The organism is Conexibacter stalactiti (assembly GCF_033542075.1).
GTDB classification, from domain to species: domain Bacteria; phylum Actinomycetota; class Thermoleophilia; order Solirubrobacterales; family Solirubrobacteraceae; genus Conexibacter; species Conexibacter stalactiti.
Genome location: NZ_JAWSTH010000080.1, coordinates 1 through 22,420, shown reverse-complemented (window position 1 = coordinate 22,420; position 22,420 = coordinate 1). Strand labels below are relative to the sequence as shown.

At 73.5% G+C, this 22,420-nt stretch carries 19 protein-coding genes; 9 read left to right on the top strand and 10 right to left on the bottom strand.

Annotated features, from left to right (window positions below; translation table 11 throughout):
* Window positions 1-39 precede the first annotated feature (39 nt).
* Window positions 40-1,512, bottom strand: coding sequence for an MFS transporter (locus R7226_RS23135; RefSeq protein ID WP_318599722.1), 1,473 nt, complete (start codon window positions 1,510-1,512; stop codon window positions 40-42).
* Between the two features lie 157 nt (window positions 1,513-1,669).
* Here R7226_RS23135 and R7226_RS23130 point away from each other — a divergent pair, with 157 nt between their 5' ends.
* Window positions 1,670-1,873: a hypothetical protein gene (locus tag R7226_RS23130; RefSeq protein ID WP_318599721.1), complete on the top strand. Its 204-nt coding sequence runs from the start codon at window positions 1,670-1,672 to the stop codon at window positions 1,871-1,873.
* 58 nt (window positions 1,874-1,931) lie between these two features.
* Here R7226_RS23130 and R7226_RS23125 read toward each other — a convergent pair whose 3' ends face one another.
* Window positions 1,932-2,894: an ROK family protein gene (locus R7226_RS23125; protein WP_318599720.1), complete on the bottom strand. Its 963-nt coding sequence runs from the start codon at window positions 2,892-2,894 to the stop codon at window positions 1,932-1,934.
* Between the two features lie 146 nt (window positions 2,895-3,040).
* Between R7226_RS23125 and R7226_RS23120 the strand changes: the two genes are divergently transcribed.
* Complete coding sequence (locus R7226_RS23120; protein WP_318599719.1) at window positions 3,041-5,380, top strand: glycerophosphodiester phosphodiesterase; 2,340 nt, start codon at window positions 3,041-3,043, stop codon at window positions 5,378-5,380.
* Window positions 5,381-6,326: 946 nt separating this feature from the next.
* On the opposite strand, the gene R7226_RS23115 is transcribed toward R7226_RS23120, so the two are convergent.
* Window positions 6,327-6,539, bottom strand: coding sequence for a hypothetical protein (locus tag R7226_RS23115; RefSeq protein WP_318599718.1), 213 nt, complete (start codon window positions 6,537-6,539; stop codon window positions 6,327-6,329).
* Between the two features lie 75 nt (window positions 6,540-6,614).
* Complete coding sequence (locus tag R7226_RS23110) at window positions 6,615-7,313, bottom strand: DUF3159 domain-containing protein (RefSeq protein ID WP_318599717.1); 699 nt, start codon at window positions 7,311-7,313, stop codon at window positions 6,615-6,617.
* A 110-nt stretch (window positions 7,314-7,423) separates the two neighbouring features.
* Between R7226_RS23110 and R7226_RS23105 the strand changes: the two genes are divergently transcribed.
* Together R7226_RS23105 and R7226_RS23100 are read left to right on the top strand one after the other, a co-directional pair.
* Window positions 7,424-7,648, top strand: a complete 225-nt coding sequence (locus tag R7226_RS23105) for a hypothetical protein (protein WP_318599716.1) — start codon at window positions 7,424-7,426, stop codon at window positions 7,646-7,648.
* Window positions 7,649-7,655: 7 nt separating this feature from the next.
* Window positions 7,656-7,853, top strand: a complete 198-nt coding sequence (locus R7226_RS23100) for a hypothetical protein (RefSeq protein WP_318599715.1) — start codon at window positions 7,656-7,658, stop codon at window positions 7,851-7,853.
* 16 nt (window positions 7,854-7,869) lie between these two features.
* On the opposite strand, the gene R7226_RS23095 is transcribed toward R7226_RS23100, so the two are convergent.
* Window positions 7,870-8,922: a L,D-transpeptidase family protein gene (locus R7226_RS23095; protein WP_318599714.1), complete on the bottom strand. Its 1,053-nt coding sequence runs from the start codon at window positions 8,920-8,922 to the stop codon at window positions 7,870-7,872.
* Between the two features lie 226 nt (window positions 8,923-9,148).
* Here R7226_RS23095 and R7226_RS23090 point away from each other — a divergent pair, with 226 nt between their 5' ends.
* Window positions 9,149-10,258, top strand: coding sequence for a UDP-N-acetylmuramate dehydrogenase (locus R7226_RS23090; RefSeq protein ID WP_318599713.1), 1,110 nt, complete (start codon window positions 9,149-9,151; stop codon window positions 10,256-10,258).
* Between the two features lie 33 nt (window positions 10,259-10,291).
* On the opposite strand, the gene R7226_RS23085 is transcribed toward R7226_RS23090, so the two are convergent.
* Window positions 10,292-13,111 (bottom strand): helix-turn-helix transcriptional regulator, encoded by a 2,820-nt coding sequence (locus tag R7226_RS23085; protein ID WP_318599712.1) that lies wholly within the window; start codon window positions 13,109-13,111, stop codon window positions 10,292-10,294.
* 169 nt (window positions 13,112-13,280) lie between these two features.
* Here R7226_RS23085 and R7226_RS23080 point away from each other — a divergent pair, with 169 nt between their 5' ends.
* Both R7226_RS23080 and R7226_RS23075 read left to right on the top strand, forming a co-directional pair.
* The gene (locus tag R7226_RS23080; protein ID WP_318599711.1) at window positions 13,281-14,786 is read left to right on the top strand and encodes a calcium-binding protein; all 1,506 of its coding nucleotides are present in this window, start codon (window positions 13,281-13,283) and stop codon (window positions 14,784-14,786) included.
* Between the two features lie 13 nt (window positions 14,787-14,799).
* Window positions 14,800-16,134, top strand: a complete 1,335-nt coding sequence (locus R7226_RS23075; protein ID WP_318599710.1) for a glycosyltransferase — start codon at window positions 14,800-14,802, stop codon at window positions 16,132-16,134.
* On the opposite strand, the gene R7226_RS23070 is transcribed toward R7226_RS23075, so the two are convergent.
* Genes R7226_RS23070 through R7226_RS23060 form a run of 3 tightly spaced genes read right to left on the bottom strand, consistent with a single transcriptional unit; the run spans window position 16,032 to window position 18,784 of the window.
* Window positions 16,032-17,036 (bottom strand): NADP-dependent oxidoreductase, encoded by a 1,005-nt coding sequence (locus R7226_RS23070; protein ID WP_318599709.1) that lies wholly within the window; start codon window positions 17,034-17,036, stop codon window positions 16,032-16,034. The genes R7226_RS23075 and R7226_RS23070 overlap by 103 nt on opposite strands.
* Before the next feature lie 6 nt (window positions 17,037-17,042).
* Window positions 17,043-17,702 carry a ribose 5-phosphate isomerase A gene (rpiA, locus tag R7226_RS23065; protein WP_318599708.1) on the bottom strand — a complete coding sequence of 220 codons (660 nt, stop codon included), beginning with the start codon at window positions 17,700-17,702 and terminating at the stop codon, window positions 17,043-17,045.
* Entirely contained in the window at window positions 17,699-18,784 is a 1,086-nt protein-coding gene (locus R7226_RS23060; RefSeq protein ID WP_318599707.1) for an AI-2E family transporter, read from the bottom strand. The genes rpiA and R7226_RS23060 overlap by 4 nt, the downstream gene beginning before the upstream one ends.
* Before the next feature lie 67 nt (window positions 18,785-18,851).
* Between R7226_RS23060 and R7226_RS23055 the strand changes: the two genes are divergently transcribed.
* On the top strand, window positions 18,852-19,529 hold the full coding sequence (locus R7226_RS23055) for a TIGR00266 family protein (protein WP_318599706.1): 678 nt from the start codon (window positions 18,852-18,854) through the stop codon (window positions 19,527-19,529).
* Between the two features lie 30 nt (window positions 19,530-19,559).
* On the opposite strand, the gene R7226_RS23050 is transcribed toward R7226_RS23055, so the two are convergent.
* A complete protein-coding gene (locus R7226_RS23050) occupies window positions 19,560-20,282 on the bottom strand; it encodes an HAD-IA family hydrolase (protein WP_318599705.1) in 723 nt (240 codons plus the stop codon).
* A gap of 118 nt (window positions 20,283-20,400) precedes the next feature.
* Between R7226_RS23050 and R7226_RS23045 the strand changes: the two genes are divergently transcribed.
* Window positions 20,401-22,420: BTAD domain-containing putative transcriptional regulator (locus R7226_RS23045; RefSeq protein ID WP_318599704.1), on the top strand; the 2,020-nt coding region annotated here is incomplete at its 3' end.

The window sequence follows — 22,420 nt, the reverse complement described above, 5'->3', positions numbered from 1 at the left end:
TGTTCGACGATACCGGGGTCGGCTCCTGTTTGGACCGGGTCAGTGCGCCATCGCGACGGCGCCTGCCTCCTGGGCGTTGATCGTGGCGGTGTCAGCTCTGCGGATCAGCAGCGTGATCGCGACCGCGCCGATGGCCATGAAGATCGCGCCGATCAGGAACGCGAGGTGGTAGCCGTCGACCAGCGCCTGGCTGGCCTGCACGCCGTCGGCGATGCGATCGTCGGCCCGCGAGGTCGCGAACGTCGAGAGGATCGCGAGCCCGAGCGCGCCGCCGACCTGCTGCGAGGTGTTGAAGAGGCCGGAGGCGAGGCCCGCGTCGTGCTCGTTGACGTTGGTCGTCGCCAGCAGCGTCAGCGGCACGAACAACATGCCCATGCCTATCGCGAGGACTATGACCGCCGGCAGCAGCTCGGTCACGTAGCCGCCCTCGGGCGTGATCCGCGTCATCAGCAGCAGGCCGACCGCGGCCATCACGAGCCCGATCAGGATCTGCGCCTTGACGCCGATCCGCGGGATCAGCTGCTGTGCGGCGACGGAGCCGCCGATGATGCCGACGGTGAACGGCAGGAACGCGAGGCCGGACTTGATCGGCGAGTAGCCGAGCACCTCCTGCACGTAGATCGTCGCGAAGAAGAACATCGCGAACATGCCGGCCATCGCGAGCACCATCACGCCGTTGGCGGTCGACAGCGAGCGCGTCTTGAAGATGCCGAGCCGCACGAGCGGGTGCTTGTGGACGCGCTCGACGAGCACGAAGGCGATCAGCAGCGCGACGCCGAGGGCGCCGAAGCCGAGCGTCGTGGTGGAGCCCCAGCCGTCGGACTCGGCTCTGACGATCGCGTAGACGATCGCGACGACGCCGCCGGTCACGAAGATCGCGCCGAAGAGGTCGAAGCCGGTCGCGCCGTCACCCTTGGACTCCGGGATCAGCCGCAGCGAGGCGACGAAGGCGGCGATGCCGATCGGCACGTTGACGAGGAAGATCCACTCCCACGAGAGCGACTCGGTCAGGACGCCGCCGAGCAGCAGGCCGAACGCGGAGCCGGAGGCGGCGATCGCGCCCCAGGCGGCGAGCGCCTTGGTGCGCTCCGCGCCGTCGGCGAAGGTGGTCATGATGATCGACAGCGCGGCGGGTGAGACGAGCGCCGCGCCGAGGCCCTGGAGGCCGCGGAAGGCGATCAGCATTCCCTGCGAGGTCGCCAGCGCGCAGAGCGCTGAAGCGAAGCTGAAGAGGATCACGCCGGCGAGGAAGACGCGCTTGCGGCCGAAGAGGTCGGCGGCGCGGCCGCCGAGCAGCAGGAAGCCGCCGAACAGGAGCGTGTAGGAGTTGATGATCCACGCGAGGTTGCCGGCGGAGAAGTCGAGGTCGTGCTGTATGGAGGGCAGCGCGACGTTCACGATCGTGGCGTCGAGCACGACCATGAACTGGGCGAGGCAGACGAGCACGAGCACGACCCAGCGGTTGGTCTCGGTGCTCGACCCCTGCGGGGTTACGGCAGGTGCTGTTGACATTGCGGTGAGAGGTCCTTACTGGAAGCGGAGTGGTCGATCCGGTTCGGAACGGTAACACAAGGGGAGCGGGCGCTCCGGTTAGGGTTTTGTTAACCGGAGCGGTCGCTCCGGTCGCCGCGCGGGCGTGTGCCCTTGCACCCGCGGGTAGCGTCAGGACATGAACCGATCGCATGAAGGGGCCGACCGCGTCGGCCACGGGGAGGCCTCGCTGGGCCAGGCGCAGTCGAGCAACCCGCCCGACGATCCCGACATGATCACGGCCGGCGCGCCCGACCTCGACAGCGATACCGACTACGAGGGCGAAGGCACGCCGCCGCCCGCGGAGCGTGGCAACGAGGACCCCGCCCCCAACGCGCCGTAGCCTCGTCGTCTCGCGATGACCGCGGTTCTGTGCACCTCAGCGATGCACAGATCCGCACTCAGCGATCGGCGGCCAGCAGCGCGGCGCCGATCGCGCCGCCGAGGTCGCCGAGCGCCGCCAGCCGCACGTCCGGCGGACGGTCGTCGTTGAAGAGGTGGGGCATCATCGCCTCGAGGATCCGCACGCGGTACTCCTCGCCGAGCCGCAGCCCGAGCCCGCCGCCGATCAGCACGACCTCGACGTCGAGCAGGTTGACCGCGGAGGCGACGCCGGTGCCGATCGCCGCGACCGCCTCGTCGACGATCTCGGTCGCGAGCTTGTCGCCGGCGTCGAGCGCACGCGACCAGATCCCGCTCGTCAGGCGCGGTCTGTCGTGCTTCTTCATCAGGTGGAAGAGGTCGGTCTTCTCGCCGTCCTCGTGACGCTTGCGGGCGTGTGCCTCCATCGCGCCGCGCCCCGCGTACGCCTCCATGCAGCCGTGGCGGCCGCAGGGGCACTTGCGGCCGCCCTGCTTGACGACCATGTGGCCGATCTCGCCGGCCGCGCCCTCGCCGTCCCACGTTCTGCCGCCGAGCACGACGCCGCCGCCGACGCCCGTGCCCCAGAAGACGCCGAGCAGCGAGCGGGTGCCGACGCCGGCGCCGAGCACGACCTCGGCGTCGGTCGCGACCGAGACGTCGTTGCCGAGCTTGACGGTCACGCCGTCGAGCGCGTCCGAGAGCGCGTGCGCAAGCGGGAAGACGCCCTCCCAGTCGGGCAGGTTGCGCGCCTGGCCGACACTGCCGGCGCTCGCGTCGATCGCGCCGGGCGAGCCGACGCCGACGCCGGCGAGGTCACCGGCCTCCGCGCCGGCGCCCTTCGCCGCCTCGCGCAGCGCGGCGGCCATCGCGTCGGCGACGTCCTGCGGGCCGCCCTTCAACGGGGTCGGGTGACGCGCCTCGCCGAGCACTCTGTTGTCGTCGTCGACGACGACCGTCTGGATCTTCGTACCGCCGAGGTCGATCCCGCCACGCAAGCTCATCTCGGCAGCATAGAGGTGCATCCGGCGGTCGCTGGGAGTTGAGCGCCGGTCTCCGTTTGCTCACAGGAAAGTGACAGGTCGGTCACAACCTCCCGTGTGGCCGTTCCTAGGTTGGCGCGCGTCGTTCCATCCCTCACAGGAGTCGCATGTCCAGACGCAGAATCGCCGCCCTCATGGGCGTGCTCGCCGCTGTCGGCGGGATCGCCGGCACGCTGCCGGCCGCCGCGACGGCTGAGCCCGTCACCGTTTTGACGGAGAGCTTCGACGGTGCCGCCATCCCCGACGGCTGGAGAGCCGTCGAGGGCACCTGGAGCATCGCCGACGGCCGGCTGCTCGGCGTCTCGGCCAACAGCTCGCAGCAGAGCCGCATCACCTTCGGCCCGCACCTGCGCGACTTCCGGTTCGAGGCGACGGTCCGCTTCGAGACGGTCGCCGACGCGGCCCGCTGGACGGCGCTCGCGCTCGACATCCAGGCCGACGGCAGCGCGCCGTGGCAGCACGCCGCGATGCGCTCCAACACGGCCGCGGCCAACGGCACCGAGTTCGCTCAGAGAACGGCCGCGGGCGCCTGGAACGTCACCAACGCCGCCGCCGCGCCGTCCGCCGCCGGCACCGGCAGAGACGTGAAGGTCAGAATCGTCGTCCACGGCAACCGCGGCGAGTGGTGGTTCAACGACGTGCTCGTGCAGAGCACGAAGTCGCTGCTGCGCTCGCAGACCGGCGGCCTCGGCTTCGTCGTCAACGGCGCGAGAGTGACCTTCGACGACGTCAAGGTCACCAAGCTCGACAGACAGTCGTACGTGCTGCCCAACGACGGCAGCGCCTACCCGCGCAACATCGCCCACCGCGGCTACTCGTCGCTGGCGCCCGAGAACACGCTCGCCGCCAGCGCCGCCGGTGCCCGCGCCGGCGCCGACTGGGTCGAGACCGACGTGCTCACCAACGCCGAGGGCGTGCCGTACATCTCGCACGACGGCACCGTCGACCGCACGACCGACGGCACCGGCGCCGTCGCCGCGCTGACGAGCAGCTACCTCGACACGCTCGACGCCGGCTCCTGGTTCGCTCCGGCCTACAGAGGCCAGAGAATGGAGACGCTGAGAAACCTCATGAACGAGGTGAAGGTCAGCCCGGCCGACTTCCTGCTGGAGATCAAGACGCCGCAGACCAGAGAGCAGGTCGCGCGGATCGTCCAGGAGGTCGTCGACGCCGGGATGGTCGAGCGCACGATCATCCAGAGCTTCGGCGATGACGTGATCCGCTACGCCCGCGAGGCGAACCCCGACATCGAGCTGGCGATCCTCCGCGGCGCGCTCGACGCCGACCCGGTCGCGGTCGCCAGAAGCCTCGACGTCGTCGCCTACAACCCGAGCTGGGACGCGATCAGGGGCAAGCCGGAGATCGTCGCGGCGCTCAACGCCGCCAGCATCGCGGTGATGCCGTACACGGTCGACGATCCGGCCCAGTGGGCGCGGATGCGCGACGAGGGCGTCGACGGCATCATCACGAACAAGCCGGGCGAGCTGACCGGCTGGGAGTGGGGCCTGAGAACGGCCGGCAACGGCGGCGGAACCGCCAGAGCCGGGATCCTCGCGCCGGTCGACGGCGCGCAGCTCAAGCGCGGCGACAGCTTCGCGATCTCGCTCGACACCGGCTCCGCCGCTGTGGTCGAGGCGAAGCTCGACGGGGTCGCGATCGCCGACGGCGCGGTCGTGCGCGCCGACGAGCTGGCGCTCGGCTCGCACACGGTCACTTTGACCACCACGAGCGCGAGCGGCGCGTCGAGAACGGCGAGCGCGAGCTTCGTCGTCGTCCCGTCGGTCGCCGGTCTCTCGCACCTCGTCGCGGTCAACCGCGGCGTGCCGAACGAGCTGCGCCCGGCTTTCCTGGCGGAGGTCGTCACCCGTCGCTGGGGCCGCCTGACGAGACTGCTCGCCGCGCACGAGAGTGAGCTGGGCGAGAGCGCCGCCGAGCGGATCGGGGCTGAGACGGCCGCGCTGCTGGCGGCCGAGGGGCCCGGCCCGGAGGAGCCCGGCACCGGCACCCCCGGCCCGCAGGGGCCGAAGGGCGACACCGGCGAGAAGGGCGACAAGGGCGACACCGGCTCGGACGGCCCCGCGGGTCCCGCCGGCACGAACGGCACCAACGGCGTTGACGGCAGAGACGGCGCGGCCGGCCCGGCCGGCCCCGTCGGTCCCGTCGGCGCCAAGGGCGAGAAGGGCGACAGAGGGGCCAACGGCCGCGACGCGCTCGTCACGTGCAAGATCACCGGCTCCAGCTCGTCGCAGAGAGTCAGCTGCTCGGTGACGTACGGCGCGCGGGCCAGCTCCGCGAAGGCGAGCGCGCGGCTCCTCAGAAGCGGCCGCACCTACGCGAAGGGCCGTCTCGGCGGCCTCAGAGCGACGCGCAAGATCGCGCGCGGCCGCTACACGCTGCGGGTCGCCAGCAGCGGCAAGGTGCTCAGCGAGAAGGTCACGCTGCGGTAGAGGTCCTTCAGGACGCGGCCGCCGCCGCCAGCAGGTGGGGCGGCCGCATCTGAAGTACGAGTTCAGAGCGAGCCTGCAGCGTCCACCTTGCTCTGAACGTTGATCATCATATTAGTGTGATGGTGGGCGCAAACGTTGGTGTCAGAGTCCCTGAGATAGTTGATGCCGCGGGGCAGCTGAGAACTGTTAGCGGCGTTGCGCTCAATATTCCCGATGTGCTCACTGACACCGAGCTGACTGCTCTCGTCGCGATATTACGGTTGAAGACCGCAGTGACGCCGGTGAAGTCGTATAGACATCTGGGTCCGGCTATGTAGGTGACTAGGAGGCCGGGGAAGAGTGAGAACACTTCCGTGCGCACCGAGCTTATGTCGGGTAGTGTGCCTCTGAAGCTCACGTATCCGAGGGAAATTCCGCTTAGCAGTTGGACGCTTCTGATCGCAGCACTGCAGCTTGAGAACGTGGTCCCGACGGTGGTTCCTAGGATGGTTCCTATCTGGTTGAGGTAGGACTTGGGTGTGCTGGAGACGAGTGAGATGCCCAGCGTGACATCGCACGTTGTCGTCAGACCAGAGGTCGAGAGTGTGAGCACCCCGAACGCCGATATTAGAGATCTGTTGAACGACAGTCTTGTGGCCGTGGCCGAGCCGGCTGCCACCCCGAATGCGAGCATGACAAGCACGCAGGCGGCGGCTGTTCGGATGGGTCTGCTCTGAGACATGAGGTTCCCCGATCGATAGTGGTCAACGAATGGGGATGCGCGCATCCGTCCGCATGCGCCGTTGCGTTGCGAACGAGCGAGGCGGATAGCATCACACTATAAGCCTAGAAAGTAGGCTTGTAAAGAACCGAAAATTGGTAAGTACGCAGGGCAGGCCACATGCGGTTCTCCCGCTTGGCGGCCGGCGGCCTCAGCGGCCAGCGCGGCGTCCTACGCCCTTTGGGACTACGACTCGGCGACCGAGCCGAGCTGCTGCTCGGCCCAGCGCTCGACCAGCGCGCGCTGGATCGGCGTCAGCTGCACGTCGGTGCCCTGCTCGACGGCGCGCGCGGCTTGCGCGAGCGTCATCCCGACGCCGGTCAGGACGCTGCCGATCAACGGCGGCACGTCGCTTCCGCAGACGCCGCAGCCGCACGTGGGGTCGGTGTGAGTGGCCATGGTTCGAAGATAGCGGGCAAACGGCTGGCGCCGTTTGCCTGACTGGATCGGCTGGCGCCGATCCAGCGGGGCGCGTCAGCGGGGCGCGGGCTCTTCGTCGGGCGCCTGCTGCTCCTCGGCGTGCAGCGCGCCCTCCTGACGCAGCACCAGCCACGACAGCCACATCCCGACCGCGAACAGCGGCAGGCCCATCGCGACCTTCGCGACGCCGAGCGCGACGACGGCGCCGGCGATGTACATCGGCAGCTGAACCGCCAGCCGCAGGGCGAAGACGCCGACCCAGATCCACGTCACGTGCGAGTAGATCCGCACGAGCTTCGGGTTTCTGCGCCATCTGGTGCCGGTGCCGGCGATCATCCCGAGCGCGAGCCCGACGATCGGCCAGCGCAGCACGATCGATCCCGTGAGACCGATCACGTAGGCGCCGTTCAGCAGCAGCCCGGGGAGGAAGAAGTCCTCCGCCTTGCCGGTGCGCGAGACGACGAACGCGGAGATCGCGATCCCGGCCAGGCCCGACAGCGCGTACTGCACTGTCTGTCTGCGCACGAGCCGCGCGATCGCCATCACGACGCTGATCGCGACGGCGACGATCGCGGCCTCGTTCGGCTCCAGACCGCCGACCGTGTAGGCGATCACGAACGCCGCCGCCGGGAGCGCCGACTCGACGATCCCGAGCGGGCCGCCGAGCGCCTCGGCGAAGGCGGCGCCGGCCGTCGGCGCGCGCGTCGCGGCGGCGACGGCTTCGCGGCGCGGGTCGTGAGGCTCGTCGGTCATCTGCTCATGGTGACGCAGTCGGCCACTCGCCTGCGTCGCCCTTGGCGTGGCAGGGCGATCAGGGGACACGGAGGGGGCGAAAACGGTCGCCGGTTCGCCTCTGGCGGCGGATGCTCGCGCTCGTTCTGTTCGCCGTCGAGGTCTCACTCATCCCGGAGCCGATCGGACTCGATCTGAGCGTGACGGGGAGCGGGCTCGGCGCTCTCATCGCCGCCGTCGTCGGCGTCTGCCTGCGGCTGCCGCCGCTGCGGCTTCAGCAGGTGATCGTCGGCGGCACGATATTTCTGGGCACGTTATCCGCTGTAGCGCTTTTCGCGCTGCTGTTGTTCTCTTAGGAGCATGATGAGCCGACCCCAACAACTCTTCTTCCTGCTCACCGGTCTGTTGCAGCTGATCTTCTTCACGGGTCCGGCGCTGAGCGGCATGCCGCCGCTTTTCGCGATCGCGCTGATCGTCGTCTCGTCGCCCTTCATCCTCGCGCTCTGCCTCTACGAGGCGCGCGCGGCTAGACGCGACCGCGAGTGCGGCGAGGAGCGATGAACGGAGCGGCGGGCGCTCAGGCGACGACGAGGACGGGCGTGCCGATCGCGACGCGCTCGTAGAGGTCGATCACGTCGGACGGGTCCATCCGGACGCAGCCGTGGGAGGCGGCGCTGCCGAGCGAGCCGACGTCAGCGGTGCCGTGGAAGCCGACCGAGCCGTTGAAGCCGATCCAGCGGGCCTTCAGGGGGTTGTTCGCCGCGCCGCCGGGGATCGTCTGCCCGGCGAGGTCGCCGGCCCACTCGGACTGCGGGACGTTCCACGGGGGATCGACCTGCATCGACTGGACGACGTACTGGCCCTCGGGCGTCGGGTACTCGGCGGAGCCGACCGCGACGTTGTAGGTCGTCGTCAGCTCACCCTTGTCGAAGACGCGCACGGTCGTGCTCGACTTCGAGACGGTGACGACGGTCGGGGTCGCCTCCCAGACCTGGTCGGTCGTCTTCGCCGGAGCGACCTTCACGACCTCGGCCTTGAAGGCGCGCTCGCCACGCGGCTTGCGCAGCGCCTTGACGATCTGGCGGCGCAGTCTGATCGGGTCCTCGAGTCTCGAACCCTCTTGCGAGTCGGTGACCGAGACGCTGTCGACGCTGATCGCGAGCGAGGCGTCGACGGCCGGCTTGTCGACCGATCTCGCGATCCGGTCGACGAACGCGCCGACGGCCTTCTGGTTGAAGGCGACGACGACCTTCTCGTTGCCCTCGACGCTGCCGCCGGTCAGCTCGCGCCAACCGCGCTCGATGAAGTTGCCCTGCTCGCCGCGCTCGAGCGCCCGGCGGATCGCGCCGTCGAAGGCGAGGCCGACCTTGGCGTCGGCGGCGGACAGCTCGACCGTTCTGCCGCCGACCTCGACCTTGACCGGCCGTGCGGCGGGATCGCCGACGCGTCTCTGCAGCAGCGCTCTCGCCTCAGCCGAGCTGAGACCGCCGACGTCGACGCCGGCGATCGTGACCCCCTTCGGGATCTGGTCGTTGGCGGCCCGGGCGTTCCAGCCCAGGACTCCGACACCGGCAGCGGCAAGCAGCAGCAGGGCGCCAGCTATGAGCAGGAGCGTCCGTGCTCGGGTCATATTGCTTCGCGTCGACACGTCGAAGGAAAGTAGCGGGCTCGGCGGCTGGCGTTACAAGATCGCTTTCACGCGGGCCCGGCGATGTCAGCGTCGAGACGTGCCGAGGGGGAGCGGCGGAGGCGAACGCGACGGCGCGCGGGCGGTCCGGGCGCGGCGCGGGGCGGGCTGAAGCCGGCTGCCGAGGCGAGGCGCGATCCGGCAGCTTCTGCCGCTATCGTCGCCGGTCGTGCCCACCCCGTCGCGTGCCGAATCGACCGTGACGCCGCTCGCGCCGCTCACCACGCTGCGCCTCGGCGGCCCCGCCCGCCGGCTCGTGCGTGCGACGACCGAGGCCGAGCTGATCGACGCCGTCACCGCGCTCGACGCGGCCGGCGAGCCGCTGCTGCTGCTGGCCGGCGGCTCCAACGTCGTGATCGCCGACGCCGGCTTCGACGGCACGGTCGTGCACATCGCGACCACGGGGATCGCGCGCGACGGCAACGTCCTCGACGTGCAGGCCGGCGAGCCCTGGGACGGCGTCGTCGCGCACGCGGGCGCGCTCGGGCTGGCGGGGATCGAGGCGCTCTCCGGCATTCCCGGGTCGGCCGGCGCGACGCCGATCCAGAACGTCGGCGCCTACGGCCAGGACGTCAGCCAGACGATCGTCTCCGTGCGCGTGCTCGACCGCGCCAGCGGCGAGGTCGCCGAGCTGAGCGCCGACGACTGCGGCTTCAGATACCGCACGAGCGCGTTCAAGGGCCGCGACGACCGCGTCGTGCTGTCGGTGCGGTTCGGGTTGGCGGAGGGGGGCGCGGGCGAGCAGGGCGCGAGCGCGCGCACGGGTGAGCCCGGCGCGAGTGCGCTCGGCGCCCCCGTCGCCTACGCCGAGCTTGCGCGCACGCTCGGCGTCGAGGTCGGCGCGCGGGCGTCCTTGGCGGAGGTGCGCGGCGCGGTGCTGGCGTTGCGGCGCGGCAAGGGGATGGTCGTCGACCCGGCCGATCCCGACTCGGTCAGCGCCGGCTCCTTCTTCACCAACCCGATCCTCGACCCTGACGCCTACGCCGCGCTGGCCGTGCGGGCGGAGGCGTCCGGGGCGCCCGCGCCGCCGGCATTTCCCGAGCCCGACGGCCGCGTCAAGACCTCGGCCGCGTGGCTGATCCAGCACACCGGCTTCACGCGCGGCCTGACCAGCGGCAACGTCGCGATCTCCTCCAAGCACACGCTCGCGCTCGTCAACCGCGGCGGCGCGAGCACCGCCGAGCTGGTCGCCTTCGCGCGCGAGATCGCCGCCGGGGTGGAGCAGGCCTTCGGCGTCGCGCTCGTGCCCGAGCCGGTCTTCGTCGGCCACCGCTGGTGAGGCAGGGCGCGGCCGCGCCGCCGCGCCGGGTGCTCAGTTGAGCGCGGAGGCCAGCTCGGTGCGGGCGCGCACGCCGAGCTTGGCGTAGACGTGCGAGAGGTGACGCTCGACCGTCTTCTCCGACAGGAACAGCGCGGCCGCGACCTGCTTGTTGCTGTGGCCGCGCGCGACCAGCTCGGCGACTGCCAGCTCGCGCTCGGTCAGGCCGACGCGGCCGGCGGCGTCGGCGGCGCGGCGGGCGCCCATCGAGATGCGCGCGCCCGCCCGGCGCAGCTCACGCGCCGCCTCGTCGCGGTCGGCGAAGGCGCCGAGCCGCCCCGCCGTCGCCGCGACCGACTGCAGCCGCTCCAGCGCCGCGTCGCGCTGGCCGTCGGCGAGCAGCGCGCGGCCGGCCAGCAGCTCGGCGGCGAGCTGCTCCTGGCGCAGCCCCGCGCGCAGCGCGTCGCCGGCGGCCGCCTGCGCCAGCCGCACCGCTGAGCTGACGTCGCCCTGCGCCAGCCGCAGCTCAGCGTCGGCGCGGACGGCGCGGAGGGCGGTCGCGGGCATGTCGAGCCCGGCCGCGACGGCGGTCGCCTGCCGCGCCCAGCGGGCCGCCTCGTCGAGCCGGTCGGCGGCGATCGCGGCGCGCGTCGCGGCCAGCAGCACGCCGCCGACCGCGGTGCGGTTGATCCGTTCCAGCTGCTGCCCGGCGATCGTCGTCAGCTCTGACAGCAGCCGCTCCGGGTCGCGCTCAAGCCGCACGATCGCGTTGTTGGCGAGGCCGGTGACGGTCGCGCCGCGCGGGTCGCGCGCGCCGAACAGCTCGTCGCTCTCGGCCGCGGCGCGCTCGGCGTCGGCCTGCTGGCCGCGCACGGCCAGCACGCGCGCTCTCTGCGTCAGCGCGAAGCCCAGCTCGTAGCCGCGCCCCTGCAGGCGCGCGCCCTCCTCGGCGACCTCGACGTGCTCCAGCGCCGCGTCCAGCTCCAGCAGCGGCAGCTCCGCCAGCGTCAGCAGCACGTGGAAGTGGAGGAAGATGTGGCCCTGGCGGGTCGCGCGCGCGACCCGCATCCCGCGCCGCAGCACCGGCACAGCAGCCGCGTAGCGCTCGACCTGCGCGAGGTTGCCGCCGACCGTCCAGGCGGCGTCGACCTGGTCGGCGAGCGCGTTGTCGCCGGCGCCCTCCAGCAGCAGCGCCGCCTGCTCGATCTGGGCGCCGGCCGGCTCGCCGAGCAGCAGGCGGCCGAGCGCTCGCTGCGACTCGATCGCGGCCGAGACGACCGCGAGCGCGTCGCCGTCGAGCGCGTCGAGCGCCTTCAGCGCGCGCTCGGACCAGCTCGCGACGCCGGCCGCATCGCCCTTGAAGAACGCGATCGCGGCGCGGTACTGCAGCAGCCGCGGGCGGCGCGGTGGCGGCGCCTCCTCCAGCGCTCGCCGCAGCCGCTCCTCGGCGACGCCGAACTCGCCCAGCAGCACGTCGGTGATCGTGACCGCGGCGATCAGCGACGAGCGCCGGTCGGCTTCGGCCGGCCCCAGCAGCGCGATGCAGTCGTCGATCGCGGCGCGGCTCTCGTCGAGCTGGCCGGAGGAGGCGAGCGCGAGCCCGAGCGGCGCCAGCAGGTCGGCACGGCGCGCGTCGTCGCCGTGCGGCAGCAGCCGCAGCGCCGCCGCGTACCAGTGGGCGGCGGCCGCCGGCGAGCTGCCGAGCGCCTCTCTCGCCGCCTCGCTGAAGAGCGCGATCGCCGCCTCGTCGCCCGCGGCCGCGTAGCGCTCGACGTGCGAGGCGCGCAGCGCCGGCGCGGCGGCGCGCCGCTCCAGCAGCGCGGCGGCGCGCGCATGCGCCTGCAGCCGCCAGCCGGGCGGGATCGCGTCGGCGACGGTGCGGTGGACGATCGGGTGGCGGAAGCCGAACACGCGGCTGGCGGCGGCCGGCCGCACGAGCCCGGCGGCGACGAGCCGGTCGAGCGCGGCGAGCGCGGTCGCCTCGTCGAGGTCGGAGGCGGCGACCGCGACGTCGAGGTCGAACGGGTCGCCGGCGACCGCGGCGCCGTCGGCGAAGGCGGCGGCGGTCGCGTCGAGCGTGTCGAGCTCCTGCACGATCGCGGCGGCGAGCGTGCCGGGGACCGGCTCGTCGGGAGCGCTGCCGGCGGCGCTGCCGCGGGCCAGCTCGCGCAGGAACAGCGGATTGCCGTCGGCCTCGTGCAGGATCCGCTCGCGCACGGCGGCGTCGAGGTGGTCGGGCAGCAGCGCGCGGGCCGCTCTGCGGCGCAGCGGGGCGGGGCGCAGCTCGTCCCAACCCTGCGCGCGGCGGCCGGCGTCCAGCAGCCGCGGCACTCTGCCGGGGCGCAGCGCGAACAGCAGCAGGAACGGCACGCGCGGCGGTCGCCGCAGCAGGTGCAGCAGCAGCTCGACCGACGCCTCGTCGGCCCACTGCACGTCGTCGAGCAGCAGCGCCAGCGGCCGCTCGCGGCCGAGCTGCTCCAGCAGCCCGCGCAGCGCCCGGTGAAGACGGAACCGCTCCCACGGGATCGCCGATGGTGCCGGCGGCCGCGTCTCGGCATGCGCGGCGACGGCCGGCAGGACCGCCTCCAGCTCGGGGCCGAGCGCTTCCAGGCGCGCCGGGCCGAGCGTCGCGACGTGGTCGTCGAGCGCGTCGACGACGAGCCCGAAGGGGACGTCGCGCTCGTGCTCGGCGGCGCGCGCGGCGAGCACCAGCAGGCCGGCGTCGTCCGCCTGGGCGGCCGCGTGGTCGAGCAGCGCGCTCTTGCCGATCCCCGCCTCGCCGGTGATCGCGAGCAGCCGCTGACCGGCCGCGCCGACGTCGGCGAGCGCGCGTTCGAGCGCCGCGATCTCGACGTCACGACCAAGCAGTGCCACACGCTGAAGGGTGACAGGCGCGGGCGCGGCGAGGGGAGGGTCGCGGCGGTGGGCGGTGGGCTGGGCGCGGGCGCGGCGAGGGGAGGGTGGGGGATCCCCCGTCTCCCCGTCGGGCCGGCGCGGCGCGACGGTGTCGGCAGTGCTCAATCCGACCGACAGGAGACCCACCATGACCCGCCGCTTCCCGCTTCCCTCAGCCGCCATCGCCGCCCTCGCCGGCGCGGCGCTGCTGCCCGCGCTCGCCCCCTCGATCGCCGGCGCCGACGTCGCCAGCTCCGACGGCGCGACGATCTGGGTCAGAGGCGACGACCGCAACGAGACGATCGTGCTCTCGATGACCTCCTCCGGCGAGGTCGAGATCAACAGCGACGAGACCGGCCCCGGCTGCACGCGGACGATCTTCGAGTCGACCCGCTGCCCGCTCGGCCCCGGCGGCGTCGTCGTCGCGATGGCCGGCGGCAGCGACAAGGTCACCAGCCTGATGCTGACCGAGGGGATGCTGCCCGACGGCGCGCTGCAGGTCGACCTCGGCGCCGGCGACGACCGCTTCACCGGCGCCGACAGCGCCGAGACGATCGTCGCCGGTCCAGGCAACGACACGATCGAGACGGCCGGCGGCGACGACAGCATCGACGGTGGCGAGGGCAACGACACGATCAACGGCGGCGGCGGGCGCGACACGCTGCGCGCCGGCCCGGGCGACGACGTGCTCGACGGCGACGCCTACGCGACGCCGGCCGCCGACACGATCGACGGCGGCGAGGGCAACGACAAGGCCGTCGGCTGGAACATCCCCGACGGCGACCTGCACCCGCCCGTCACCGTCACGCTGAACGGCGCCGCCGACGACGGCCGGCCCGGCGAGGGCGACAACGTCGCCGGAATCGAGCGGATCACCTCGCACGTCTCCGGCACGATCGCGCTCAGCGACGCGCCCGACGTCGTCGAGATGTGGGCCAACCAGGACCACGGCAACTCGACGATCGCGACGCTCGGCGGCAACGACACCGTCACCGGCGGCAACTCCAGCGAGACGATCGACGGCGGCGCCGGCGACGACCGCCTCGAAGGCGGCTTCGGCGACGACACGATCGTCGGCGGGGCGGGCCGCGACACGATCGTCGGCGACAAGTCGGCGAGCCAGTGCGGCCTGTTCGAGAGCTGCTCGATGCCGATCGGCAACGACACGATCGACGTGCGCGATGGTGTCGCGGACTCGGTCAGCTGCGGCGTCGGCACCGACCGCGTGATCGCAGACGCGGCCGACACGATCGCGCCCGACTGCGAGACGGTCGAGCGACCGGCCGTCGTGGCGCCGCCGAGAGCGGAGACGCCGAGAGACAGCACGCCGAGAGGCACGGCGCCGAGAGGCGGCAGCGCCGACGGCAAAGCGCGGCTGACGGCCGCCGGCAGCGTCCGCCTCGGCAGCGCGCTCGCGCGCGGCATCAAGGTCAGAGTCGCCGGCATCAAGAAGGGCAGCAGAGTCGTCTTCACCGCCCGCGCCGGCAAGCGCACGGTCGCGCGCGGCGCGGCGCGCGTCGGCCGCGGCGGCACGGCGACGGTGACGCTGCGCTTCACGCCCGCCGCCAGACGGTCGCTGCGACGCGCCCGCAGCGTGAAGCTGACGGTCGCCGGCAGCGGCGCCCGCGCCCTCGTCCTGACCCTCCACCGCTGAGGAGCCGATCGCGATGTCGACCCTGCTGGCGTACACCTCTCCGGCCGCCGGGCACCTCTTCCCGCTCGTGCCCGGTCTGCTGGAGCTGCGGGCACGCGGCCACGAGGTCCATGTGCGGATGGCCGCCGCGCACGTGCCGGCGCTGCGCACCGTCGGCCTGGAGGCCGCCGCCGTCGATCCGCGGATCGAGGCGATCCGCGTCGCCGACCACGAGGCGCGCCGCGGCCCCGACCGGCTCAAGCGCGGCTTCGCGGACCTGCTGGAGCGCGGTCCGCTCGACCGCGACGACCTCGACGCGGCGGTCGCGCAGGTGCGACCGGATGCGCTGCTGGTCGACACGCTCGCCTACGGCGCCCACGTCGCGGCCGAGCGCGGCGGGCTGCCGTGGGCGATCACACTGCCGTCGCTGCTGCCGCTCCCGGGCGCCGGGATCCCGCCGTACGGGCTGGGGCTGCGGCCGGCCTCGGGCCCGCTCGGCCGCGCGCGCGACGCGCTGCTGTGGCGCGCGGTGGTGCGGATGTACGGCCGCGCGCTGCTGCCGCCGCTGAACGGGCTGCGGGAGGCCGCCGGGCTGCGGCCGTTCTTCAGCCCGTTGCAGCTGTTCGCCGCGCCCGACCGGCTGCTGGCGCTGACCGGCGACCCGCTCGAGTACCCGCGTGACGACCTGCCGGCGCATGTGCGGCTGGTCGGCGCGCAGGCGTGGGATCCGCCCGCGGTCGTGCCGGGCTGGCTGAGCGCCCCGGGCGACCCGTGGGTGCTGGTGACCTGCTCGACCGAGTACCAGGGCGACGAGCAGCTCGCGGCGACCGCGATCGAGGCGCTGCGGGAGCTGCCGGTGCGGGTGCTGGTGACGCTCGGCGGGGCGGCCGGGCGCGGCGGCGTGCGGCTGCCGCATGCCGCCAACGTGCGCGTCGAGCCGTTCGCGCCGCACGGTCCGGTGCTGGCGCGGGCGGCGGCGGTCGTCTGCCACGGCGGCATGGGGATCGTGCAGAAGTCGATCGCGGCCGGCGTGCCGCTCGTCGCGGTCCCGTTCGGGCGCGATCAGCCGGAGGTCGCGCGGCGCGTCGCCGAGTGCGGCGCCGGGCAGGTCGTGCAGCGGCGGCGGCTGACCCCGGAGCGGTTGCGGACGGCCGTACAGAACGCGCTCGGCGCCGATGCGCGCGCCGCTGCGGCGGCCGTGTCAGCGAGGCTGCGGGCGGCCGGCGGGCCGGGCGCGTTCGCGGACGCGGTCGATGAGTTGCTGGCTCAGCCCACTCTGACGAGCATCTTGCCGGTGTTGGCGCCGCGCAGCAGGTCGATGAACGCCTGCGGCGCGGCGTCGAGACCGTCGACGACGGTCTCGCGGTAGCGCAGCGCGCCGCTCGCCAGCCAGCCGCCGACCTGCTCGATGAATCTGTCGCGCAGGTGGGCGTGGTCGGTGACGATCATCCCGCGCAGCTGGGCCCGGATCCCTATCAGGCGCCACATGTTGCGCGGGCCGGGCTGCGCCTCGGTCGCGTTGTAGCCGGAGATCGCGCCGCACAGCGCGACCCGGCCGTGCAGCCGCAGCGAGCCGATCGCCGCCTCCAGCTGCTCGCCGCCGACGTTGTCGAAGAAGACGTCGATTCCGTCCGGCGCGATCGCGCGCAGCTGCGCGCCGACCTTGCCCGCCTTGTAATCGATCGCGGTGTTGGCGCCCAGCTCCTCGGTCACGTAGGCGCACTTCTCCGGCCCGCCCGCGATCCCGATCACGCGCGAGGCGCCGAGCAGGCGGGCGATCTGCGTCGCGGCGCTGCCGACCGCGCCGGCGGCGGCGGAGATGAGCACGACGTCGCCGTCTCTGACCGGCGCGACCTCGACGAGGCCGGCGTAGGCGGTCAGGCCCGGCATCCCGAGCACGCCGAGGTATGCCTGCTCGGGCACGACGGTCGTGTCGATCTTCTGCACCCGCTTGGCCGGCAGCAGCGCATGGTCGCGCCAGCCGAAGCCGTGCAGCACGCGGTCGCCCGGCGCGTAGCGCTCGTCACCGGAGGCGACCACCTCGCCGACGGCGCCGCCCTCCAGCGCCGCGCCGACCTCGAACGGCGGGACGTACGACTTCACGTCGTTCATCCGCCCGCGCATGTACGGGTCGACGCTCATCCACGTGTTCCGCACCAGCAGCTCGCCGTCGCCCGGGTCGGGCAGCTCCGTCTCGACCAGCTCGAAGTCGCCGAGCCGCGGCTCGCCGTGCGGGCGCTGCTTGAGGTGGATCTCGCGGGCGGTCGTCATGAGGTGTCAGTCTCCTTGGGTGCGGCGGTGCTCGACTCCGGTCGTTCCCGCGATCAGCACGTCATGCACCATGCTCGGCGGGAAGAGGCCGTGGTCGACGACGCCCGGCGTCGCGTCGAGGCGCGCGGCGAGCGCGGCCGGGTCGTCGATCGGCTCGTGCAGGTCGGCGATCACGCCGCCGTCGGGCGAGCGCGGGGTGCCGGCGCGCAACGTCGCCTCGGGCAGCCGCGCGAGCGTCGCCTCCAGCCCGAAGGCGTGCAGCTCCAGCGGCAGCGGCGCCCGCAGCCGCTGCACCGGCTTGTCGGCGGAGGCGATCACGACGAACCGCCGCGCCGCGGCCGCGACCAGCCGCTCACGCGTGTGCGCGCCGCCGCCGCCCTTGATCAGCCAGTTGCCGGGCGTGACCTGGTCGGTCCCGTCGATCGCGATGTCCAGCTCGGCGAGCGCGAACGGCTCGACCGCCAGCCCGAGCGCCCGAGCCGCCTCCTCGGTGCGCGGCGAGGTCGACACGTAGCGGACCTCGCGCAGCGCCCGCTCGGCGAGCGCCGGCAGCAGGTACGCGACCGTCGAGCCGGTGCCGAGGCCGACCTTCATCCCGTCTTCCACCAGCAGCGCCGCGGCCTCGGCCGCCGCGCGCTTCTGCGCCTCGATCTCGCTCGCCGTCATGGCGGGGAGCGTAACGCCGCCATCCGCTCGCGGCGCGGCCGCCCCGCCTCGCGGATCACGATCTTCACGACGGCGGCGAAGGGGACGGCGAGGATCGCGCCGACCACTCCCAGGATCGAGCTGGCGATCAACACCGCGACGATCGTCGTGAAGGCGGTCAGCTCGACGGCGCGGCGGTAGACGATCGGATAGACGACGTAGTTCTCCAGCTGCTGGTAGATCAGCTGGATCACGCCCATCCCGACCGCCGCGACCGGGCTGACCGTCAGCGCGACGGCGACGAGGATCACCGCCGCGACCGTCGCGCCGACCTGCGGGATCAGGTCGAGGAAGCCGGTGATCACCGCCAGCACGATCGGGAACGGCAGCCCGAACGCCCACGCCGAGACGCCCGCGACGGTGCCGGCGACGAACGAGATCGCGACGTTGCCGATCAACGACGAGGAGACGGCGCTGATCGACTCCTCCACGACCGGCCGCCAGCGCGCCTCGATCGGCGGCGGCGCGAAACCGAACAGCCAGTCGGTGATCGACGGGCGCTCCATCAGCAGGAACAGCGCGAGGAAGGTCAGCGTCACGAGCGAGAGGACCGAGCCGAAGACGCCGCCGGCGATCCCCATCAGCGTGCTGGCGGCCTCCGGCAGCCCCGCGGCGAGGTCCTTCAGCGCCTCTCTCACGTCGTTCTGCGCGCCGGAGGAGACGAACGTCTCGAACGCTCTGCTGTTCGTCAGCTCCTCCCAGTACTGGGGCACCTCCTGCAGGAAGTCGTGGACCTCGTCCCAAAGCGGGCCGACGGTGATCACGACGATCAGGAAGACGACGACGAAGAGGCCGGCGAGGACGGCGACCGCGGCCGGCCCGCGCTTCCAGCCGCGTCTGACGAGCGCGCCGACGACCGGGTCGAGCCCGAGCGCCAGTATCCCCGCGACGAAGATCGACAGCAGCGAGCCGAGCGAGATCAGCGCCAGCCCGATCACGGCGAGGAAGGCAGCGACCAGCAGCAGCGTGCGCAGCGGCACGATCAGCTCGACCTGCTGACGCGGCGGCCGCTGCTGCGGCGCGCTGGGCGGCTGTTCGCTCACGCGCGCCACCCTACGGGGCGCCGCGCGGCCGCTCAAGTCGGTCCGGCTGCTGCGGGAGGATCCGCGCATGAACGTTGAGATCCGCCACGCCCCCAGCTTCGCCGTCGCCCGCGTCACGCTCGCCGGAGGTGAAGCGGTCAGAGCCGAGTCCGGCGCGATGATGGCGACCTCGGGCGGTGTCGACGTCGAGGCGAAGATGCAGGGCGGCCTGATGAAGGGGCTCAAGCGCAGCATGCTCGGCGGCGAGTCGCTGTTCGTGACGAGACTGACGGCGCCCTCGCAGGGCGGCTGGGTCGACGTCTCCGCCGCGCTGCCCGGCGACGTGAGGGTGATCGAGCTGGGCGGCCCGATCAACATCTCGCGCGGCAACTGGCTCGCCTCCTCCGACGGCGTCGAGCTGGACACGAAGTGGGGCGGCTTCAAGAACCTCTTCGGCGGCGAGGGCGGCTTCTTCATCCACGCGACCGGCTCCGGCTCCGTGATCGTCTCCTGCTACGGCGCGCTCGACACGATCGAGCTGGCGGCGGGGGAGAGCGTCGTGCTCGACTCCGGCCACGTCGTCGCGTTCGACCCCTCGACGCAGTTCACGACCCGCAAGGTCTCCAGCGGGCTGATGAACACGCTCAAGAGCGGCGAGGGGCTCGTGATGGAGTTCAGCGGACCCGGTCGCGTGCTGACGCAGTCGCGCACGCCCAACGCGCTCGTCGCCTGGCTGACGACCGCGCTGCCGTTCAGTCGCGCGTAGCGGCGCGGGTGCCGCGCGAGCCGCGGTCGCTCAGGCGGCCGCGGCGACGGTGACGCCGTCGGCGCCGGTCACGAACCGCAGCAGCGACAGGTTCGCGACGGCGGCGTCGGCGTCGAGGCCGGCGAGGTCGTGCGTGCCGTCGACCGCGAGCGTCGCGCAGCCGGCGAGGCGACCGGCTCTGAGCCCGGCCGGCGCGTCCTCGACGACGAGGCAGCGCGCCGGGTCGACGCCGAGCCGCTCTGCGCCGAGCAGGAACGGCGCCGGGTCGGGCTTGCCGCGGTGGACGTCGTCGATCGTGACCGCGACCGCCGGCTCGACCAGCCCCGCGGCGCCGCCGCGGGCGCTCAGCAGCGGGCGCGTGCAGGAGGTGACGATCGCCGCCCGTCCCGCCGGCAGCGACGCGAGCGCGGCGGCCGTTCCCGGCCGCAGCACGATCCCGTCGGTGTCGGTCTCCTCGTACTCCATGATCCGCGCTATCGCCCCGGCGACGCGGTCGGTCGGCAGCAGCCGCGCGACGATCTCCGCCGCCGGCATCCCGTGGCTGCCGCGCAGCGCGCTCAGCTCGATCTCCTCCTCCGCGGCCCATCTCGCCCACGCCCGCTCGACCGAGGCGGTCGAGTCGATCAGCGTGCCGTCGAGGTCGAACAGGATCGCGTCGAAGCTGCGGCCCGCGAACGCCGTCGCCGGGTGCGGCGCGACGCCGCCGGCGCCGGGCGCGTCGCCGACGAGGTGCGTGGAAGGCGGCTGGGTCATGCGGCCATGATGGCGCGGGCGCCGATGCACCCGTTTGGCGGGGGTTGAGGGGCGAAGGCGGGGTGGCGCGTCGGCGCGGCCGTCGCGCGCGGGGCCGCGCGAGGCGTAGGCTGGCCCGATGCGGGTGACCCTGTGCGGAGCGTTCACGCTCGAGCCGCGCGACAGCGCGGCCGCGCTGCCCGGCGGCCAGGCGCGCCAGGTGCTGACGTACCTCGCCGCGCGCCCCGGCCGGCTGATCCGCCGCGACGTGCTGAGCGACGTGCTGTGGCCGGCCGCCGGGACGGCGCCGCAGGATCCCGACGCCGTCCTCTCCAGCCTGCTGTCGCGGCTGCGCCCGCTGATCGCCCCGGCGAGCGTGCAGAGCAGCGGCGGCGGCGTCGCGCTGACGCTGCCGGAGGGATCGACCGTCGACGTCGAGGAGGCGGCCGGCGCGCTCGAGCGGGCCCGCGCCGCGCTCGCCGAGGGGCGGTCGGAGATCGCCTGGGAGGAGGCGACGGTCGCGCTGGAGATCGCCGAGGCCGGCTTCCTGCCCGAGCAGGAGGACGACTGGGCCAACGGCCCACGCGAGCTGGTCCAGACGATGCGCGTCGACGCGCTCGAAGCGCAGGCGAACGCGTCGGTCGCGCTCGGCGACGGCCAGCTCGTCGCGGGCGAGGCGGCGGCGCGGATCGCGGTCGTGCTGGCGCCGCTGCGCGAGTCCGCGCACGCCGCGCTGATGCGCGTGCTGGCGGCGCGTGGCAACGCCGCCGAGGCGCTGCGCGTCTACGAGCAGCTGCGGCGGCTGCTGATGGAGGAGCTGGGCGTCGCGCCCTCGCGTGAGCTGCGGACGCTGCACGAGCGGCTGGTGGCGGCGCCCGACGCCCCCGACGCACCCGCGGGCGGCGGCGCGGGCGCGGGGGCGGACTCGGGCGCGTCTGCGGGCGGCGCGACCGGCCCGGATGCCGTCGAGGCGATCCTCGCCCGCCCGCCGCTGCCCGCGGTCGTGCGGGCGCTCGGCAGCGGCGAGGCGATAGGGCGCAGAGCGGCGCTGAGACAGCTCCACCGCAGCGTCGAGCTGGTGCGGCGCGACGGCCCGCGCGCGGCGGTCGTGCTCGGCGAGCCGGGGATGGGGACGTCGCGGCTGGCCTGCGTCTTCGCGCGCGAGCTGTACGACGACGGCGCCTACGTCCTCTTCGGCCGCGCCGACCCCGGCGCGGCAGGCGGCACGACCGCGCTGCGGGAGGCGTTCGAGCCGCTCGTCGGCGGCGACTGGGACGAGGCGGCGTGGGTGGCTGCCGGCGTCGCCGAGGACGGCGGCGACGGACCGTGGGGGCAGGTGCTGAGCGAGGCCTGCCAGCGCGTGATCGAGGTCGGCCGGCGGCAGCTCGTCGTCGTCGTGATCGACGACGCCGAGGCGCTCGACGACGCCAGCGCGCGGCTGCTGCGGATCGTGCTGGAGGCGCCCGACACCCACCTGCTGCTGGTCCTGACGGCGACCTCGCGGGCGCTGCGCGGCGGCTCGGCGACCTGGCACGTGCTCGACCGCCTGCGTCAGGTCTCGCGTCGTGACGACGTCGTGCTCGACGAGCTCGACCGCGCGCAGGTCGCGGCGTTCGTCGCCGACGAGCTGCCGGCCGCGCCGGGGGCGCTCGGCGCGGCGCTGTACGACTACGTCGGCGGCCATCCGGTGCTCGTGCGGGAGGCGATCGCGGCCTTGCGCGACGTCCCCGACCCGCTCGCCGCGCTGAAGGAGGTCGTCCCGCGCACGCTGCGCGCGAGCGTCGCGCAGCGCTACGGACGGCTCGGCGACGACGCCCGCCGCGTGGTGCGCGCCGTCGCCGCGCTCGACGCCGTCGCGGCCGTCGGCCGGCTCGCGCTGCTGCTGGAGCTGTCGCGCGAGCGGACGATCGACGCCGTCGCGGAGGCGAGCGAGGCGCGGCTGCTGCGGCTGGAGCGCGACGGCCGCCACGTCGCCTTCCACACGCGCGTGGAGCGCGACGTGATCGTCACCGCGCTCGGTCGCGCCGAGCTGGCGCGGGAGGCCGCCGGGGCCGTCACCGTGCTCGGCGCCGCCGGCCTCGACGCGCCCGCGCTCGGCCGGCTGGCGCTGCGCGCGGTCCCCGCGCTCGGCGTCGACGACGCCGCCGGACGTGCGCTGC